Origin of the sequence: Kribbella pittospori, assembly GCF_004331465.1 — a bacterium.
GTDB classification, from domain to species: Bacteria; Actinomycetota; Actinomycetes; order Propionibacteriales; family Kribbellaceae; genus Kribbella; species Kribbella pittospori.
On the sequence record NZ_SJKB01000052.1, the window covers coordinates 1 to 1,206 of the forward strand.

Annotated in this window: 1 protein-coding gene; it reads right to left on the reverse strand. The window is 65.1% G+C overall.

Features of this window, described 5'->3' with window-relative positions; translation table 11 throughout:
• Nucleotides 1-90 precede the first annotated feature (90 nt).
• Complete coding sequence (locus E0H73_RS45580) at nt 91-405, reverse strand: hypothetical protein (RefSeq protein ID WP_131367563.1); 315 nt, start codon at nt 403-405, stop codon at nt 91-93.
• Between the last annotated feature and the right edge of the window lie 801 nt (nt 406-1,206).

The window sequence follows — 1,206 nt, forward strand, 5'->3', positions numbered from 1 at the left end:
CAGCCCCGCAACATTCGAATCAACCCCAGCCACCACCCACGAACAGGTAGCGTGAACCAACCTCACACCAACCGTGTCCGTCGAACCGGGTCAACCCCAGTACCCCTCAAGACCGATGAACGTACGCACTGTGCCGGTTGATCCGTAAGAGACGACATCGGCCCCGTCGCTGTCGAACACTCCGATCAGCAGCAGTGGCGAGCCGTCAGCCTTCTCCCACCAGTCCACGAGTTGCGCCGATGCGCCGAGGTCGATCTCACGACACTCAAGCACGCTCCACGGCGCACGAACGTTGCCGGCGTCCTCCGTCGGCGACCAGTCGAGGAGCGGGGCGATACCGTCGCGAGCGTGTGCCGCGAACCGGTCAGGCTCCGTGGTGACAGCCCACGTCGCAGTGATGCCCACCGACACCCTCCTGACACGTCGATCGCGTCCGCCAGAATCGAACACCATCCACCGGGGAGATGGCAAGGTCACAACCGTGTTGTCGGGTCCGACCGGCGACCAACCAGCGGCCACGACCCGCACCGTCCTCTAGGCGAGGACGAGCCGGACGAGGGTCCGGGCTCCTCAGTGCCGGCGCCGTGTCGGCAGTGGCGTTGCAGCGGCTGCCTCGGACATGAGAAAACCCCAGGTCATCTACCTTGTGACCTGGGGTCTGTTTGCGCGCTCGGAGGGATTCGACCCCCCAACCTTCTGATCCGTAGTCGAGTTCGAGGCGTCCATCGTTGACCACAGCACGCGTGACGACACACACCGGTTTAGTGGATTGTCCAGGGGTGTCCGCTCCGATCCGCACCCGCCCCGACTCCGCCTAGCCGGCCAACTCGACCCGTCGTCCCGGAGTCGTGAGGCCCCCGCCGGAGGCAATGCCCTTGGTACTGAGGAAGACACCGAGAGCGGGCGCGGGCGGTGAACGGCCGGAGGCCGCATGCGCACGCCCGCGCCGCGCGCCGAAGGCGCGCCTTGATCCATAAGAGCCAAATTCGGCAAGAGGGATCGGCGGGAGTTTGTCCTGTGCCGGGTGATGCGCGACATTCGTGCGCCGGTTGATGTGCAACGTGGGCATGTTTCGGCAGCCTGAGTACGACGTCTCCGTGGGGCGTCGGACTCGAGGAGGCCGGGATTGGTGCTGGTTGTGTTGTCCGTTGTGGAGCAACGCCTCGATGCAGTTCGTGCGGTTCTTGATGGAGGGGTTGTCGAAGA